Genomic DNA, 14,990 nt, shown 5'->3' with positions numbered 1-14,990 from the left:
GGCCCGCACAGCACGGTGTCGGGGCGGCCGTGATACGGGCGCAGGCCGATGGTGCCGATGTTGCGGCTCATGGCATCGCCAATGGCAGCCACCGGCATCTCCCGGAAGGCCGCGACGATGTCTGGCGCGGGGCCGGCGGCGCAAGGGTTGATCCGGTAGCCCGCGGGCCATGCCTGGGTGGCTTCGTTGCTCATGTCAGCGTTCCTGGTTTCTTGCTGTTGTGTGTGGCGCGGTGTTACGCGCCGAGGGCGGCCAGCACCTGCGGATTGACGCAGGCGGTGGCGGCGGGCGGCTTGCCTTGCAGGAAGCCGAGCACATTGCGCGCGGCATCGCTTGCCATCGCGGCCAGCGCCGCAGGCGTGGAGCCACCCACATGGGGCGTGAGCACCACGTTGTCCAGCGCGGGCAGCGGGCTGTGCGCGGGCAGCGGCTCGGCGGCCATGGTGTCCAACGCGGCCGCGTAGAGCTGCCCGCTTTGCAGCGCGGCTACCAGCGCGGCCTCGTCCACGACCTCGCCGCGTGCGGTGTTGATCAGGATGGCGCCGCGCCGCATCCGCGCGAACTGCGGCGCGGCCAGCATGGGCCAGCGCCGGGTCAAACGCCACCACCGGCATGCCGAGCGCCAGGCAGACGGTGGCCACGCGCTGCGCGACCTGCCCGAAACCAACCAGCCCCAGCGTGCGGCCATGCAGTTCGATGCCATCCTGCGCGCGCGACCACCGGCCGGCATGGAGCTCGCGGTCCATCCACGTCACGCGCCGCGCTGCCGCGAACATCAGGCCAAGCGTGAGCTCGGCGACCGACTGCGCGTTGGCGCCGGGCGTGACATAGACGGGAATGCCGCGCGCGGTGGCGGCTTGCACATCGATATTGCTGACGCCCACGCCGTGCTTGGAGATGACCTTCAGCGTGGGGCATGCCGCGATGGCGGCGCCGCTCAGTGCGACCGTGCGCGAGATGACGGCGTCCACGGGCTCAGCAGCGAGGATGCGGGCCACCTCGCCAGCATCGTTGGCGCCGTTCGCATCGGCAAGGTAGAGAATCCGCGCGTCCGCTGCTTCCAGCAGGCGGACGCCGGCCGGCGCCAGGCGGGGGGCGGTGACGAGTACGGTAGTTGGCATGGCGCTCAGGCTGATCAAGGCGTTGGGCAAAGGGCAAAGGCCCGGTGCGACGGCCGAATTCTTGCTCGCGCATTAGTTTCCGTCCAGCTTATAATTTTTGGTATCTGTTCAAAAAAAGTAATCAGTCAGGACTGCTCCGGCAGCACGCTCCCATGGACCTTCGCGATCTCAAGTACTTCCTAGCCGTGGCCGGCGCGGGCAACTTCCGCCGCGCGGCCGAGCTGGTGCACCGCAGCCAGCCCACGCTCACCAAGGCCATCGACAGGCTGGAGGCGTCGCTTGGCGCCGAGTTGTTCGAGCGCGAGGGCAGAGGGCAAAAGCTCAGCACGGCCGGCATCGCCCTGCGTGCGCGCGCCACCTCGCTGCTGCAGGAGGCCGACCTGCTGCGCGACGAGGTGGGCGCCATCGCGCGCGGCGTGGCCGGCACCGTGCGCCTGGGCAGCGGGCCGCTCGGTGCGGAATACCTGCTGCCGCGGATCTGCAGCATGCTGCTCGGGCAAGCCGCCAACGTGATGCTGCAGCTCACCATCCGCAACAATTACGAGCTGCGCGACGAGTTGCGGGAGGGGCGGCTGGACCTGGTGCTGGGCTTCGTGCCCGAGGAGGAAGAGGAGTTTCACTGCGAGACGCTGCTCAAGGACACCGTGGTGGTGGCCGCGGTGACGGGCCATCCGATCCTCAAGACCCGGCGCGTCACGCTGGACAAGCTCGCCGGCTATCAGTGGGCGCTGCCCAACCGCGCGGTGGCCAGCCGGACCTGGCTGGACCATGCCTTCGAATCGCGCGACCTGCCCCGGCCCGTGGCGCAGATCGAGACCAACTCCATCCCGCTGATCCCGCGCGTGGTCGCCGACACCGAACTACTGACCTTTGTCTCGCGGCGCACCTTGCGCGCAAGCGGCGGTCAGCTGGAGGAGGTGCCSCTGGCGGCGRCCACGCTGGTGCGCAATTTTGGCGTGACCTATCGCAAGGATGTGGCGCTATCGCCGGCGGCCGGCCGGCTGATCGCCCTGCTGCACGACCATGGGAGCAGCTTGTTCAACAAGGTGGATTAGCTGGCTTGCCCGGCTGCGGGTTGATGCAACCCGAAGCGCACGCCCTGGGGATCGCGGCACAGGCAGAAGATGCCGAAGCCGGGCTCGCCTGGGCCGGGGTCGTCGGCCTGTCCACCCAGCGCCTTCACCTTTGCCACAGCGGCGGGCATGTCCGCAACGCGGAAGAACACCAGCACCTGGCGCGCCGGGTCATTGCCATGCAAGCCGACCTGGATGGACGGCGTCCGGAACCAGCCCTCGCCAGGGGCCTCCGTCGGCTGGAACGGCCAGTCGAACAAGTGACGGAAAAAGTCTTGCGAGACCTGGGCATTCTGCCCGCCGATCTCAAGGTAAGACACGCTGCCAGGCATAGGACACTCCCTTGATGGATGACGTTGAGCCCGGAGTATCCGGCGCGGCGGCCAAGGCTGTCTTGAAAAAAATGACCTGCACCCAATCGGCTAATCAGCGGCGGCTGCCGCGTCGAGTAATGACGCGGGCTTGCCCGGCGCATCGGGAAACCCGGCCCGCGCATAGGCGGCCGGGGAGCATCCCGCAAATACTTGGAATTCGCGCGTGAAATGGCTCTGGTCGCTATAGCCGCACGCCGCGGCAATGTCGCTGAGGGCCATGCCAGGGTCCGATGCCATCAGGGCGTGGGCCCAGCCAAAGCGCAGGCACCGCGCCGCGCTTTTTGGTCCGAGCCCCATATGCGCCTTGAAGCAAGCCGCGAAGTGCCGGCCGCTCCATCCAATCTTGTCGCTTAGCTGCCGGATCGATGCGCCGCCGTGCCGGCGATCGAGTTCGTCCCAAGCCCAGCGCAGTGCCGCTGGTACGGCCCGGCGGGTGCCGCTCAGGCGCTTCGCCAACATCCGCTCGACCATCGCGAAGCGTGTCTCCCAGTCCTGCGCTTCATGCAGCGCTTCCGCCAGCAGGCCGGCCTCGCTGCCCCAGAGGTCAGAGAGATCGACGATCGGCGTGGCAAGCACTTCGGACGCCCCGTCAAAGAGGCTGTAGGCCGCCCAGGGTGGCAACTCGACTTCGATGCAGGACTGCGCGCTGTCATGCTCTACGGTCACCGGCCCGCCCGGCATGCCGGCCACGAAGGCCTGGTAGCGACGTTGCTGCGCGCCGGCGCCCAGCAGGTATCCACCATCGAAGCCGATGATCAGCTTGATGCGCGCACAGGCCACTTCGACCCGCCTGACGGTCCTTCCCAGGTCTTCGCTGAACCCGGACAGCTTGCAGCCCCAGGAACGCAAGCGCTCCACGGGCGGGCCGGGCAGGTATTGYCAGGAGGGTGGCAGCGGATCACGCACGGCGGTTAGTCCGAACGCGCCGAGTAATGCCCGGCGGCACGCTCAAAGAGCGTGGCAAGGTGTGACGCGGCTGGCTTGCGGGCGGCGCCTCGCACGCTGCGCGTTTGCGCGATGGCGACGAAACCCCGCAGGTGGTGGAGTTTCATGGTGATAACCAGTGGGCATCGACGGAGTGATTTTGCCATCTTTCAGCATCTGCATGGCGCATCTAGTATCCGGTCAAACAAGCATGAAAAGAACAGAAATCAAAACCAGATAAAACCAGACGGAGACACAGATGATTCGAGGCCCCCTCGCGGCGGCGGTCGCGGCCGCATGCCTGCTCGGCGGCGCGCTGCCTGCACACGCCGAGACATTCCCTGCCAAGCCAGTCCGCCTGCTTAGCCCGTTCCCGGCCGGCAGCGGCCCGGATGCCGTCTCCCGCTTGATTGGCGACCGGCTTGGCCGGGACTGGAACCAGCCGGTGATCGTCGATGCCCGCCCGGGCGGCAACGGCTTCATCGCCATGGAGGCCACGCGCCGCTCGCCGGCCACCGGATACGAGCTGGGCATCGCGGACGTTGGCCATCTGGCCAGCCAGCGTGGCCGGAGGGTCCGATGGCAGCGCCAGGGACGGCGAATGCTCAGAACAACGTGTAGCCACCGTCGATGACCAGCGTATCGCCCGTGTGGTAGCGCGATGCGGCGCTCATGAGATAGATGGCGATGCCGCCGAAGTCGGCTGGCTCGCCCCAGCGGCGCATCGGCACGCGCTTGCCCACCATTTCCTGGAAGGTCGGATCCGCCTGGCCCTTGGCGGTCATGTCGGTGGCGATCCAGCCCGGCAGGATGGAGTGCGCGCGGATGCCGTGGCGCGCGTATTCCACCGCCAGTGCCCGCATCATCGAGACCAGCCCGCCCTTGGTGGCGGCGTAGTGCTGGTTGCGCGCGGCGCCCTCGATGGCGGCGACCGAGGCTGTGCCAACCAGCACGCCGCCCTCGCCTTGCTCCAGCATGCAACGCGCGGCGGCGCGCAGCGTGAAGAATGCGCCATCGAGGTTGACCCGCAGCACGCGGTGCCAGTCCTCCGTGGTGATCGTCTCGAAGCGCCCGCCGCGCGCGCTGATGCCGGCATTGGCAAAGCAGCCGTCGACGCGGCCAAGGGTGGCCACCGTGTCGGCAAACGCGGCCTGCACCGCGCGCTCGTCGCCGACATCGCAGATGGCGGTGTGCACTCTGCGGCCATGCGCGGCCAGGCGCGCGGCGGCGTCCGCGTTTTTCTGGGCATTGGTGCCCCAGATCGAGATATCGGCACCTGCCGCCGCCATGGCCTCGGCCATGCCGAGTCCGATACCGCCGTTGCCGCCGGTGACGACGGCAACCTTTCCACTCAAGTCAAACGCTGTGTAAGTCACGACGCTTCCTTTGCCAAGATCAGGATTGTGCCCAGCCAGCCATTGGAATGGAATCTGGCAGGGAGCCTGATGCAGTGTCGCGAGCGCGCCATGTCCATGCGTCGTCCAAAGCGACGAATCTTCGAATGCGGCACTCGCCGTCAACGCCGCTCAAAGATCCAGCTGCAGCGGCACGACCGCTTGGTTTCCGTCGGCATCCACTGCCGCTGGCACCGCGCAGCAGATTAGCGCTTCGTCATGCGCCACGTCGAACTCCGGCGCTTCGGCGTAAGCCACCGCGCCCTGCAGTACACGCGTGCTGCACGAGCCGCAGCTGCCGCCGCGGCAACCGAAGGCTGGCGCCAGGCCGCGCTGCTCTGCCAGCTCCAGTAGCGAGCCGCTGCCGGGCGTCCAGCGGGCTTCCTTGGCCGATTGCACGAAAGCGACCGGCACGGGCTGCAGCGCGGGCCTGGCGGTGGGCGCGGCCGGGCGGCCGAGGTCGCGCTTGCGCACCAGCGACGATGCGCCAAAGGCTTCCGCATGGATGCGTGAATCGGAGATGTTCAGCGCGCGCAGGCCATCGTAGAGCGATTGCATGAACGCGGTTGGCCCGCACAGGTAGAAGTCGTAGTCGTCGAGGGGCAGGCGCGCGCGCAGCAGGTCGATGTCGATGCGCCCGGACACGTCGTAGTCCTTGACCCGGGCGGCGTCCTTCGGGTCGCTCAGCAGACGCACCAGTTCCACCGCGCCGCCGGCACTCTCGGTGAGCGCCGCAAGCTCCTTGCTGAATGCGCGCTCGGCCACCGTGCGCGCCGAGTGGAAGAACCACGTCGGGCGGACCCGCCGCTTGCGCAGGCCTTCATAGACGATTTGGCGGAGCATGGCCAGCATCGGCGTGACGCCGATGCCAGCGGCTAGCAGCACGGCTGGCCTGCGCTCGGCGGCGTTGATGGTAAAGGCGCCGGACGGCGCGCGGGCCTCGATCAGGTCGCCGACCTTGGCGTTGTCGTGCAGATGGCGCGACACCGCGCCTTCGCGCTTCACGCTGATGCGGTACACATCGTCCGCCGGCGACACCGACAGCGTGTAGGTGCGCGTCACCGGCAACGCATGGCCCGCCAACGTGACGCGAATCGGCAGGAACTGGCCTGCCAGATGTGCCGCGCGGCCGGCGCCGTCAGCGGGTTCCAGGTGGAAGGACCGGATCACGCTGCTTTCATCGACGATGCGCGCGACGCGCAAGGGCCGCCAGGCGTTGGCCAGCGCCGCGGCGCGCTGGCGGCCGGCCGCTTCGTCCCAGCTGCCGGTCATCAGCGAGTTTGGCGATGCGCCATCGGCTTGCGGCTGCCAGCGCAGCGGCAGTGCATCGTCGCGGCGCACGATCTGTTCGGGCAGGAAGCGCCACAGGCGCTCCGCGCCCTGGAAGGCGGCGATCTCGGGCGAGTCCAGGATGACCTCGGCCTTGCCGCAGAGCTGGAGCAGTTCGCCGGTGCTGAAGTCGGCAAAGACGAGACCGGCGATCGGGTTGACCACGAAGTTGCCAAGCGTGTTGAAAAACAGGTTGCCGGCAAAGTCGGGAATGGTCAGGCCGCCGTCCGCATCGATCCGGACAAAGCCGGGCTTGCCGCCGCGATGCGACACATCCACCTGGCGCTCCCCCGCTTCGAGGTCCACGTAGGAAGCGACGAAGAACGTGTCAGCGGACCCAATCAGCACGCGTGCGCGCGCATCCAGCGCGGTGAAGTGCTGCGCCGCCGCCGGGGCGGGCATGTCTGGCGCGCGCGTGAATTCGAACACACGCTTCTGGATGTACTGCGGGCAGTTGCCGAAGCTCTGCCCCACGTCGATCCGCAGCACGCCGTCGCTGCCACCGGCGGCACCGGCCACACGTTGGGCCGTCCCGTTCATGCGGTTGCGCCGGCGGGTCAGCAGGTCGATGCCAAGCAGGCCGATGGCGCTGCCGTCTTCCATGCCGGCGTCCGCCGGGTCGGCGGGCTCGCGGGCCATGGCGATATTCAGCGTGGTGGCGTCYGGCGAGTGCAGAAAGCCCGGCTGCCCGGCGCGCAGCGTCGCCCACACCCGGCCATCCGGCGCGACCGCGCCCAGCACCACCATGGGCAGTTGCGCGAAGAACTCGCGGTGCTGGTCGGGCATGTAGTCGCGCACCACGCGCCGCCCGACATCCTCCATGTGCCCGGCAATGCCTGCGCGTGCCTGCAGGCTACGCTCGCCGGCGTGCCAGGGTTGCGCGGATGAATGGGTTTGGGCGGACATGGCGGGTGCTCCTTCCTGTGCGGCGATCGGTGGCCAGGTTAGTGGGCTGGCGTGCGGATCAGGCGGCGAGGCCGGCCGGGGTCTGCTTGAACGCCACAAAGCCCGGCAGGGCTTCGATGCGCTGCAGCCAGGCCTTGACGTTGGCGTAGTCCGACAGATCGACAAAGCCCTCGGGTGCCCGGGCGATGTAGCTGTACAGCGCCACATCGGCCAGCGTGGGGTGGCCCGCGGCCAGCCACTTGCCCTTGGCCAGCACGTCGTCAACGCGCTTGAGGATGACGTGCGCGCGGGCAATCACTTCCTTGGCGTTGTAGGGGGCGCCGAACACGGTGATGAGGCGCGCGGCGGCCGGGCCGTAGGCGATCTCGCCGGCGGCGACCGATAGCCATTTCTGTACCGCGGCGGCACCGGCGGGCGATTCGGGTAGCCAGTCCGTCTTGCCGAACCTCTTGGCCACGTACACCAGGATGGCGTTGGAATCGGTGATCACGGTGTCGTTGTCCACCAGCACGGGCACCTGGCCGAACGGGTTGAGCTTGAGGAATTCGGGGGCCTTGTGCGCGCCTTTGGCCAGGTCGACCTCGATCGTTTCGGCATGGGCGCCGATCAGCGACAGGAACAGGCGGACCCGGTGCGAGTGTCCGGAGAGGGGGTGGCAGTAGACTTGCATGGCGGTGAACCTCGGCGTGTTGGGTGAATGGCGCCGCCCGGTGGCAGCTGGCACAGGGTCCGAAGGGGTCTTGAAGGGGTCTTGGGAGAAGGCCCGCCTGCGCCGTGTCCGGTCCGTGTGCTTGGATGGATCATAGGTGCGTCCCGAAGCACGAAAAACGGCCCCGGCGAGAAGGCACTATTCTCGTTGCGAGAAGAATCCGGGCGCCTGGCGCCCCCCGTCAGCTTGCCGGTGTGTTCAGCGTACTGTCCGCGCGCAGCGTTTCGATGGCGAGGTCCAGGAAGGCGCGGACCTTGCGCGTGGCATGGCGGCCTTCCCGGTGGATCACGTTGATGGGCAGGGGTGGCGGCTCCACGTCGGCCAGCACGATGCGCAGCGAGCCCTCGCGCAGCTGCCTGGCCACCTGGTACGACAACAACCGCACGACGCCAAAGCCGGACACGGCGGCGGCAATCGCGGAGTCATTGGTGGTGGTGGTCAGGCGCGGCTGCAGCCGGGTGACGACGGGCGTGCCGTCGCGGTTGAAGCGCCACTCCGCCGTATTGTTGGCGCCATTGGGCAGGATGGTCGCATGGCTGGCGAGGTCGTCCGGGGTTTGCGGCGCGCCGTGCCTGTCCAGGTAGGACGGCGCCGCGCACACCACGCGCCGCACCTGGCCCACGCGCACGGCTTGCAGCGATGAATCCGGCAGCGTCCCGATGCGGATGCCCACGTCGATGCCTTCATCGACCAGGTTCACGATCCGGTCCAGGARCAGGCAGGTCGCGTCGACTTCCGGGTAGCGGTTCAGGTATTCGGTAACGATCGGCATCACGTAGGCGGCGCCAAACAGCACCGAAGCCGTGATGGCAAGCTGGCCGCGCGGCGCCGCATGCGCGCCCGTTGCCGCCAGTTCGGCTTCGTCGATCTCGCTCAGCAGGCGGCGGCAGTTCTCGAAGTAGGCCGCGCCGGTGTCGGTCATGCGGACCAGCCGCGTGGTACGGGTCAGCAGGCGCACGCCCAGGTGCGTTTCCAGCTCGTTGACGATGCGGCTGACCACCGATAGCGAGATATCCAGCTTGCGCGCGGCGGCGGTGAAGCCGCCTGTCTCCACCACGGTGACGAAAGTCTTCATGGCCTGCAGTCGATCCACGCCCGCTCTCCCGGCCCGTGCGGGCGCTTGATAGATGTGGCGGAGTATATAAGGAGTGATACGACGCCGTGCGGGGCGCGGCACATCGACGCGGTCAGCCCCATAAAAAAAGCCATTCCGAAGAATGGCTTTTTACACCCCGCGACATCCACACCACGTTGCTCCTGCCCCGTTGGCTCTATGGCCTGTGTGGGCAATGCTGGAGTCACGCTGCGAAGACCGGCAAGCAAGTCGTTCCAGGCGGCAAAGCCGCTTGTGGTCCAGCTATCGGATTTAATAACTTATGCGCTGCGACTTGTCACGCGACGGATGATACGTACTAGCGTTAAGGCATCGTATGGGGAAAAGCCCCTATTTTCCATCGCTGTTCTCGCGCCAATTTGCGCCGCGGTGTGCATCGTGGGGCGCGCATCCCGCCGGGCGTGCGCTCAGCCCATGGCGTTACCCGAAGATGCGCGCTTCGCCAGCCGTGTCGCGGCGCGTTGGCGCGCGTTCACGGAGCTGGCGTTCCAGTTCGGAGATGCGATGGTCGACACGGGTCCGCTTGCGGTTGCGCCGGATGGCAAGTGCCGTGCACAGCACTACCATAAGGATGCAGCCGAGCTGGGCGAGCTGTATCGGGTCGTATTGCATAGGAATTCCTGGGCATCGTCGCGCGCGGTGGCGCAGTCTGGCGCGCGGCCAGTGACAGTTGGCCGCCAGTGAAATAACGGCAGCGGCGGGAGAATTTTAAGGCATTGCCTGCGCTTGGTGCGCCAGGCAGTCGCCATCCGCCATTTGTTCGCCGGGCGCAACGCCTGGTGCGCTAGCCCACTTTCGAATCACCTCGCCGCAGGTAGGCTCCATACGTCGCGGACAGGTCTGACCCGCTTGCCCGTGCTTTGCGCCTCGCCTATCCCCCGGTGGGCGAGGCGTCTTTCTGCGCCGGCAGGCTCGTGTCGACGGGATTCGGTCCAGCCCCAAGGCGGAACGATGTGTTCCCGGCCCCCCGCGCGGCATGCATGCCGGCGCTGTTCTTTTTTCGGGGCAGCACGCTTGCTGCGGGATGAAGCGGATCGCGGCTAGGCCAAGCAAGCTAAAGCAGGTTCAAGCAGATGGTAGTCTTTCGATTTTGGCGTCTTTTGGAGTCGCGCGCGCAATGCTTGCCAAATCGGATTTCCTCCGCGTGGTTGCTAACACCCCGCTGGTCTCGATCGACCTGCTCGTCACCGATGTGCAAGGCCGGGTGTTGCTTGGCCGGCGCCGTAACCGGCCTGCCCAAGGGTCGTGGTTCGTGCCGGGCGGGCGCATCCGCAAGGACGAAGGCCTGGATGCCGCGTTCCGGCGCATCGTGGCGGACGAACTCGGCCTCACCGGGGTCGAGCGCAGCGATGCCGCGCCGCGCGGCGTGTTCGAACATCACTATCCGGACAACTTCGCCGCAGAGCCCGGCATCTCCACGCACTACGTGGTGCTCGCCTATGCGTGGACCATGCCCGGCGGCGCGCCGCTCGGGCAACCTGACCAGCACAGTGAGTATTGCTGGATGACGCCGGCCGAGCTGCTGGCGCATGGCGAGGTGCACGAGAACACAAGGGCATATTTCCGCTGACCGGGGCCGGCTGCGGGACGGCCCCGGCGCTTCGCGCCGGCATGGCGTCGGCCAGGGTCAGGCGGCCAGCGGAATCAAGCGCGCATCGCTCTCGGTTTCCGCTTCGCCCTGTGCTTCGGCTTGTGTTTCGGCTTGTGCTTCGGTTTGCAGCCCGGGCGCCACGATCGCCGCTTGCGCCAGCCGCTCGTTGCCGTGGGCAAGGGCTTGCGCGACGATGGCGCATTCGGTGCGCAGGTACTCCGCGAACGGTGCGCCGACTTCCGCGTGGCGCAGCGCGAACTCCACGGTGGCCTTCAGGTAGCCCAGCTTGCTGCCGCAATCGAAGCGGCGCCCCTCATAGCGGTAGGCCAGCGCCTGTTCGCGCGCCAGCAGCGCCTGGATGGCGTCCGTGAGCTGCAGCTCGCCGCCGGCGCCCGGCTTGAGCGCGTTGAGGAATTCAAAGATGCTGGGCATCAGCACGTAGCGCCCCACCACCCCAAGGTTGGACGGTGCCACTTCCGGCGCAGGCTTCTCCACGATGCCGGACATCTTGAAGATGCGATCGTCCCAAGGCTTGCCGTCGATCACGCCATAGGCGCGTGAATCCTGCGGCTGGATCTCCTCCACGCCGATGACGGAGCTGTGATAGTGGTCGAACACCTCGATCATCTGCTTGAGCACGGGCGTGCGCGCGTCCAGCAGGTCGTCGGCGAGTATCACGGCGAAGGGCTCGTCCCCGATCAGCTTGCTGGCGCAGCGCACCGCGTGGCCCAGTCCCAGGGGCTCTGCCTGCCGCACATAGAAGCAATCCACGTGGGCCGGCTTGATGCCGCGCACCAGGTCCAGCAATTGCTGCTTGCCGCGCGCCATCAGTTCGGCCTCGACCTCGTAGGACTTGTCGAAGTGATCCTCGATGGCGCGCTTGCTGCGCCCCGTCACAAAGATCAGCTCGGTAATGCCCGCGGCCATCGCCTCTTCCACGGCGTACTGGATCAGCGGCTTGTCGACCACCGGCAACATCTCTTTCGGGCTGGCCTTGGTGGCCGGCAGAAATCGCGTGCCGAGGCCGGCCACCGGGAACACGGCTTTCCTGATCTTGAGCATGAAACTACCCCCGTCGTCTGGTTTGAAAGGCTTGGCGTCTTGCCGGTCGGTTGCCTTGGCGCGCGCGGCTGCTGCCGCATGGCATGGTCCCGGAGCCAGCCGTGGCGAAGCCAGCGTATCGCTGCGCGGCGCGCGCCATCTGCCAACAGTTCGCTGTATTCCGACAGCGCATGCATCGCGCCGCCCTGGCCTTGCGCGAGGGGCATACATTGTGGCCAATAGGAAGGGGAAGGCGCCAACAGGGAAGCCGGCAGCGCCATCGATGGTGATCGATGGCGAGCTCAGCGGCGCGTTCGCCCGCCTGCACGCCAACGCAAGCTGATGGAAACACGATGAACTGGTACCGGATCACAGACCTCGGCGATGCCGCGGTGACGCTGCCGCTGGCGCTGACCACCGGCCTGTGGCTGCTGCAAGGCACCGGGTGGCGGGTGGCGCTGCGCTGGGCCCTGTGCTTGGCGGCGGCCGCGGCGCTGGTGCTGGCCAGCAAGCTGCTGCACACCGGCTGCGGCACGGTGCTGGAGCGCTTCGACATGCGCGTGATCAGCGGCCACGCGATGCTCTCGTCGGCGGTGTGGTCCGTGTTCCTCGGCTTGCTGTTGCGCAGCTTCCGGGCCTCGTGGCGCCAGGCCGGCTTCGTGCTCGGCTTGATGCTGGCGGCCTTGATCTGCTTTAGCCGCGTGCGCCTGGGCGCGCATACGCCGGCCGAGGTCATCGCCGGGTGGCTTCTGGGCGGCGCCGTGGCGTTCTGGGTGCTGCGCGCCTGCCAGGGCGCGCCGAAGCGGCTGGGCAAATGCCTGATCGCCGGCGTTGCCCTGCTCGGGCTCTGTACGGTGGCTTACGGACGCCATGCGCCATTCCAGCAGATCATCTGGCACTACTCGCCGTATTACGCCCCGGTGATTTGCTACTAGTGCCGCAGGTGCCTGCGGCCCTGGCTTCGTCCGATAAACACTAAATCCTGGCGGCCAGAGCCAGGGGCGTGCGGGTAAACTTCTATCCGGCGTGCTCACCACCGTGGTGCGCCAGGCTTCGTTCGGCCCGGACCCTGCCAGCTACGCCGGAGGGCTCACTCAACCCCGCCGCGGCTGTGGTCTTGCAGGCCGCGCGTCTCACATGCCCTGCGTTACGGTCATGCTCCGGCTGGCCGCGCCAGGAGCATCGCGAATAAATCGCCTCCGCCAGGGGCTGCATGAGYATGGCGCGTCCAGCGCCCGCCAGTTTTCCATTCATTCGGGGGCCTACGGGGTCCGTGCGTTACCGCGTTACTGTTGCGCCCGCGTTGACCCGACGCAGGCCAAACGATGGGGAAGCCATGTCGACGCTTACCAGCCCGAACCCGGCCCCGGCTGCAGGGAGCCCTTGGATACGCGTTGCTTTGCAGCGCGCCGGCATCCTGTTGCTGCTGTTGTTTGCCATCGCGGGTTGCGGAGGTGACCGCAGCGGCGACGCCACCAGCGCAACCCCCGCGGCGACCCTGCAGCCAGCGGACGTCACCTGGACGCTGTGCGCCTCGGAATACCAGATCTGCGCCTTCACCGGCACCCACCAGGTCAAGTACGGCACCGATACCCAGTACGTCATCAAGACCTTCACCGGCGGCACCAGTTGCGACAACGGCGTGTTCGGGGACCCCGCATCCGGGTTTGCCAAGAGTTGCTGGTACGACTCCGGCACGAGCGGCTCGACGACGCCCCCGGCCACCAGCACCTGGGTTGCCTGCAGCTCGGAAAACGGCTTCTGCAGCTTTACCGGCACGCGCCAGGTCCGCTACGGGACCGCCACGCAATACGTCACCCTGGCCTTCACCAATGGCGTGGCCTGCAACAACGGCGTGTTCGGCGACCCCGCGCCCGGCTTCGGCAAGACGTGTTCGTATGAGGACACCGGCACCACCACGCCAACGACGCCCACCACGCCCACGACACCCACCACCCCGAATACGCCAGTGACGCCAACGGGCAGCGGCATGCTCAGTTGCACCGCGCCCGCCGGCAGCGTCGCCGCGGCGGGCGGTGGCGATGCCATCGAGATGGATACCCCGGGCGGCGATGGTACGCGGATGTTCGCCTCGGGCAGTACCTTCCAGGTGAGCGTGACCACCCGCGCCGGCAGCGCGGACACGGTGAACTGGCAGATCTCCGACACCTGGAACAAGGTGCGCGCCAGCGGCCAGTTCCCGGTCGCCGCCGGCGCGATCGTGTCGACGCTGAACTGCACGTCCACGCTGTCAGGCTACTTCGCCGGATCGGCAAGCCTGGCCTCCGGCGCGGGCTCGCTGCTCGCACGCGGCACCCGGCCCGGCGGCATTGCGACATTCGGTGTACTGCCCGACGTCTCTTCGGTGCTCCCAGCGGTCAGCTACGCCAGCCAGGACCTGCACCGCTTCGGCGGGCAAGGCGCGGCCTACCTGCTGCCCGGCCAAGGCTGCTGCGATGGCGACGGCTATCGTCCGCTCTATCCCGCGCTGGGCCTGTCGTGGGTCAACGACAACCGCAACTGGTACGTGGAAGAGCCCAACGGCCCCAATACGTTCAATCCCGCGGTGGACCACCTCGCCTCGTACTTCAAGCCCGGCGACCTGATGCGGCTGATCCAGCTCGATGGCATTCCCGCCTGGGCAAGTCCCACCGGCGTGGCCACCCACAGCTACGCGCCGAAATCCTTGCCGGCCTACCAGGACTACATGACCCGGGTGGGGCAGGAGTCGAACACGGTGCGGACCCGGTATTTCCCCGCGCAATCGGCCAACTACTATCAGGTGACCTGGGAACCCGACTACAACGGCGGCCTGCCGTGGCTGGATACCGATACCAACTTCACCGCGATGTACAAGGCCACCTTCCAGGGCGTCCACAGCACCGACCCGAGCGCGGTGATCATGGGCACCACCAACGCCATGGTGCGCGAGAACACCGTCTGGCTGAACCGGCTGGCGCCGCTGGGTTTCGCCCAGTATCTCGACGGCGTGACGGCGCACGGCTACTACGACGTAGGCACTTCGCCATCGCATCCGCCAGAGCGCCTGGTCGGCAACAGCGATCCTTCCAACGCCGCCAACGCGCTGCCGGCCGCCATGCGCGAACTGCGCCATGCAGTCGCGACCCAGCTCAAGCGCGGCGCGCGGCTGTTCGTCACCGAGACCGGCATCAGCTACGACCTMGGCTCTGCATACGGCCCGAACTACCCGACGCAGAACGTCCTGTACGCACATGGCGCGGTGGTTGCCCGCACGCACCTGATATTGCTAGGAGAGGGCGCGGACGTGACTTATATGTTCTACGCCACGGACATCCCCACCGACGCTGCCGGCTACGGCTTGTTCTTCGACCTGGTCAACCCGCAAGGCACCTACGGCCCCGCCAAGATCAGCCCGAAGCCCGCCGCGCTGGC

Annotated in this window: 14 protein-coding genes and 2 pseudogenes; 5 read left to right on the top strand and 11 right to left on the bottom strand. The window is 67.5% G+C overall.

The features are described 5' to 3' along the window. Nucleotides 1–194, bottom strand: a pseudogene (locus tag AC1DS3_RS24425) (RraA family protein); the annotation flags it as partial. A gap of 41 nt (nucleotides 195–235) precedes the next feature. Further along, nucleotides 236–746: pseudogene (locus AC1DS3_RS24420) on the bottom strand (NAD(P)-dependent oxidoreductase). Nucleotides 747–1,273: 527 nt separating this feature from the next. On the opposite strand from AC1DS3_RS24420, the gene AC1DS3_RS24415 reads away from it, so the two are divergent. After that, the gene (locus AC1DS3_RS24415; protein WP_477128131.1) at nucleotides 1,274–2,176 is read left to right on the top strand and encodes a LysR family transcriptional regulator; all 903 of its coding nucleotides are present in this window, start codon (nucleotides 1,274–1,276) and stop codon (nucleotides 2,174–2,176) included. Here the strand turns inward: AC1DS3_RS24415 and AC1DS3_RS24410 are convergent. The 3 genes from AC1DS3_RS24410 to AC1DS3_RS24400 all read right to left on the bottom strand — a co-directional run bounded on the left by AC1DS3_RS24410 (nucleotide 2,173) and on the right by AC1DS3_RS24400 (nucleotide 3,620). Further along, nucleotides 2,173–2,526, bottom strand: coding sequence for a VOC family protein (locus AC1DS3_RS24410; RefSeq protein WP_441634257.1), 354 nt, complete (start codon nucleotides 2,524–2,526; stop codon nucleotides 2,173–2,175). The genes AC1DS3_RS24415 and AC1DS3_RS24410 overlap by 4 nt on opposite strands. Nucleotides 2,527–2,616: 90 nt before the next feature. Continuing rightward, nucleotides 2,617–3,474 (bottom strand): helix-turn-helix domain-containing protein, encoded by an 858-nt coding sequence (locus tag AC1DS3_RS24405; RefSeq protein ID WP_477128130.1) that lies wholly within the window; start codon nucleotides 3,472–3,474, stop codon nucleotides 2,617–2,619. Between the two features lie 5 nt (nucleotides 3,475–3,479). Beyond that, complete coding sequence (locus AC1DS3_RS24400) at nucleotides 3,480–3,620, bottom strand: hypothetical protein (RefSeq protein ID WP_441634253.1); 141 nt, start codon at nucleotides 3,618–3,620, stop codon at nucleotides 3,480–3,482. 131 nt (nucleotides 3,621–3,751) lie between these two features. On the opposite strand from AC1DS3_RS24400, the gene AC1DS3_RS24395 reads away from it, so the two are divergent. After that, the gene (locus AC1DS3_RS24395) at nucleotides 3,752–4,126 is read left to right on the top strand and encodes a Bug family tripartite tricarboxylate transporter substrate binding protein (protein ID WP_441634251.1); all 375 of its coding nucleotides are present in this window, start codon (nucleotides 3,752–3,754) and stop codon (nucleotides 4,124–4,126) included. Here the strand turns inward: AC1DS3_RS24395 and AC1DS3_RS24390 are convergent. The 5 genes from AC1DS3_RS24390 to AC1DS3_RS24370 form a co-directional block, all read right to left on the bottom strand. After that, the gene (locus AC1DS3_RS24390) at nucleotides 4,098–4,868 is read right to left on the bottom strand and encodes an SDR family NAD(P)-dependent oxidoreductase (protein ID WP_441634249.1); all 771 of its coding nucleotides are present in this window, start codon (nucleotides 4,866–4,868) and stop codon (nucleotides 4,098–4,100) included. The genes AC1DS3_RS24395 and AC1DS3_RS24390 overlap by 29 nt on opposite strands. Before the next feature lie 150 nt (nucleotides 4,869–5,018). Beyond that, nucleotides 5,019–7,121, bottom strand: coding sequence for a 2Fe-2S iron-sulfur cluster-binding protein (locus AC1DS3_RS24385; RefSeq protein ID WP_441634247.1), 2,103 nt, complete (start codon nucleotides 7,119–7,121; stop codon nucleotides 5,019–5,021). A gap of 58 nt (nucleotides 7,122–7,179) precedes the next feature. Continuing rightward, the gene (locus AC1DS3_RS24380) at nucleotides 7,180–7,791 is read right to left on the bottom strand and encodes a glutathione S-transferase family protein (RefSeq protein ID WP_441634246.1); all 612 of its coding nucleotides are present in this window, start codon (nucleotides 7,789–7,791) and stop codon (nucleotides 7,180–7,182) included. 220 nt (nucleotides 7,792–8,011) lie between these two features. Further along, nucleotides 8,012–8,923 (bottom strand): LysR family transcriptional regulator, encoded by a 912-nt coding sequence (locus AC1DS3_RS24375; protein WP_477128129.1) that lies wholly within the window; start codon nucleotides 8,921–8,923, stop codon nucleotides 8,012–8,014. Nucleotides 8,924–9,364: 441 nt separating this feature from the next. Continuing rightward, nucleotides 9,365–9,556, bottom strand: a complete 192-nt coding sequence (locus AC1DS3_RS24370) for a hypothetical protein (RefSeq protein ID WP_441634242.1) — start codon at nucleotides 9,554–9,556, stop codon at nucleotides 9,365–9,367. Between the two features lie 505 nt (nucleotides 9,557–10,061). Here AC1DS3_RS24370 and AC1DS3_RS24365 point away from each other — a divergent pair. Continuing rightward, the gene (locus AC1DS3_RS24365) at nucleotides 10,062–10,514 is read left to right on the top strand and encodes a GDP-mannose mannosyl hydrolase (protein ID WP_441634240.1); all 453 of its coding nucleotides are present in this window, start codon (nucleotides 10,062–10,064) and stop codon (nucleotides 10,512–10,514) included. A 57-nt stretch (nucleotides 10,515–10,571) separates the two neighbouring features. Here AC1DS3_RS24365 and galU read toward each other — a convergent pair whose 3' ends face one another. Beyond that, the gene (galU, locus tag AC1DS3_RS24360) at nucleotides 10,572–11,597 is read right to left on the bottom strand and encodes a UTP--glucose-1-phosphate uridylyltransferase GalU (RefSeq protein ID WP_441634238.1); all 1,026 of its coding nucleotides are present in this window, start codon (nucleotides 11,595–11,597) and stop codon (nucleotides 10,572–10,574) included. Between the two features lie 332 nt (nucleotides 11,598–11,929). Here galU and AC1DS3_RS24355 point away from each other — a divergent pair, with 332 nt between their 5' ends. Both AC1DS3_RS24355 and AC1DS3_RS24350 read left to right on the top strand, forming a co-directional pair. After that, nucleotides 11,930–12,511: a phosphatase PAP2 family protein gene (locus AC1DS3_RS24355; protein WP_441634236.1), complete on the top strand. Its 582-nt coding sequence runs from the start codon at nucleotides 11,930–11,932 to the stop codon at nucleotides 12,509–12,511. A gap of 401 nt (nucleotides 12,512–12,912) precedes the next feature. Continuing rightward, nucleotides 12,913–14,990: hypothetical protein (locus tag AC1DS3_RS24350; protein WP_477128128.1), on the top strand; the 2,078-nt coding region annotated here is incomplete at its 3' end.

Source organism: Cupriavidus sp. 01L46, assembly GCF_056399905.1.
The sequence above is the reverse complement of the archived record's forward strand: the minus strand, read 5'-3'. Positions and strand labels throughout refer to the sequence as shown.

Coding starts and splice junctions, on each gene's coding strand:
- AC1DS3_RS24380 (WP_441634246.1), bottom strand. CDS start 7,791: ATGCAAGTCTACTGCCACCCCCTCTCCGGACACTCGCACCGGGTCCGC.
- AC1DS3_RS24355 (WP_441634236.1), top strand. CDS start 11,930: ATGAACTGGTACCGGATCACAGACCTCGGCGATGCCGCGGTGACGCTG.
- galU (WP_441634238.1), bottom strand. CDS start 11,597: ATGCTCAAGATCAGGAAAGCCGTGTTCCCGGTGGCCGGCCTCGGCACG.
- AC1DS3_RS24370 (WP_441634242.1), bottom strand. CDS start 9,556: ATGCAATACGACCCGATACAGCTCGCCCAGCTCGGCTGCATCCTTATG.
- AC1DS3_RS24410 (WP_441634257.1), bottom strand. CDS start 2,526: ATGCCTGGCAGCGTGTCTTACCTTGAGATCGGCGGGCAGAATGCCCAG.
- AC1DS3_RS24365 (WP_441634240.1), top strand. CDS start 10,062: ATGCTTGCCAAATCGGATTTCCTCCGCGTGGTTGCTAACACCCCGCTG.
- AC1DS3_RS24395 (WP_441634251.1), top strand. CDS start 3,752: ATGATTCGAGGCCCCCTCGCGGCGGCGGTCGCGGCCGCATGCCTGCTC.
- AC1DS3_RS24400 (WP_441634253.1), bottom strand. CDS start 3,620: ATGAAACTCCACCACCTGCGGGGTTTCGTCGCCATCGCGCAAACGCGC.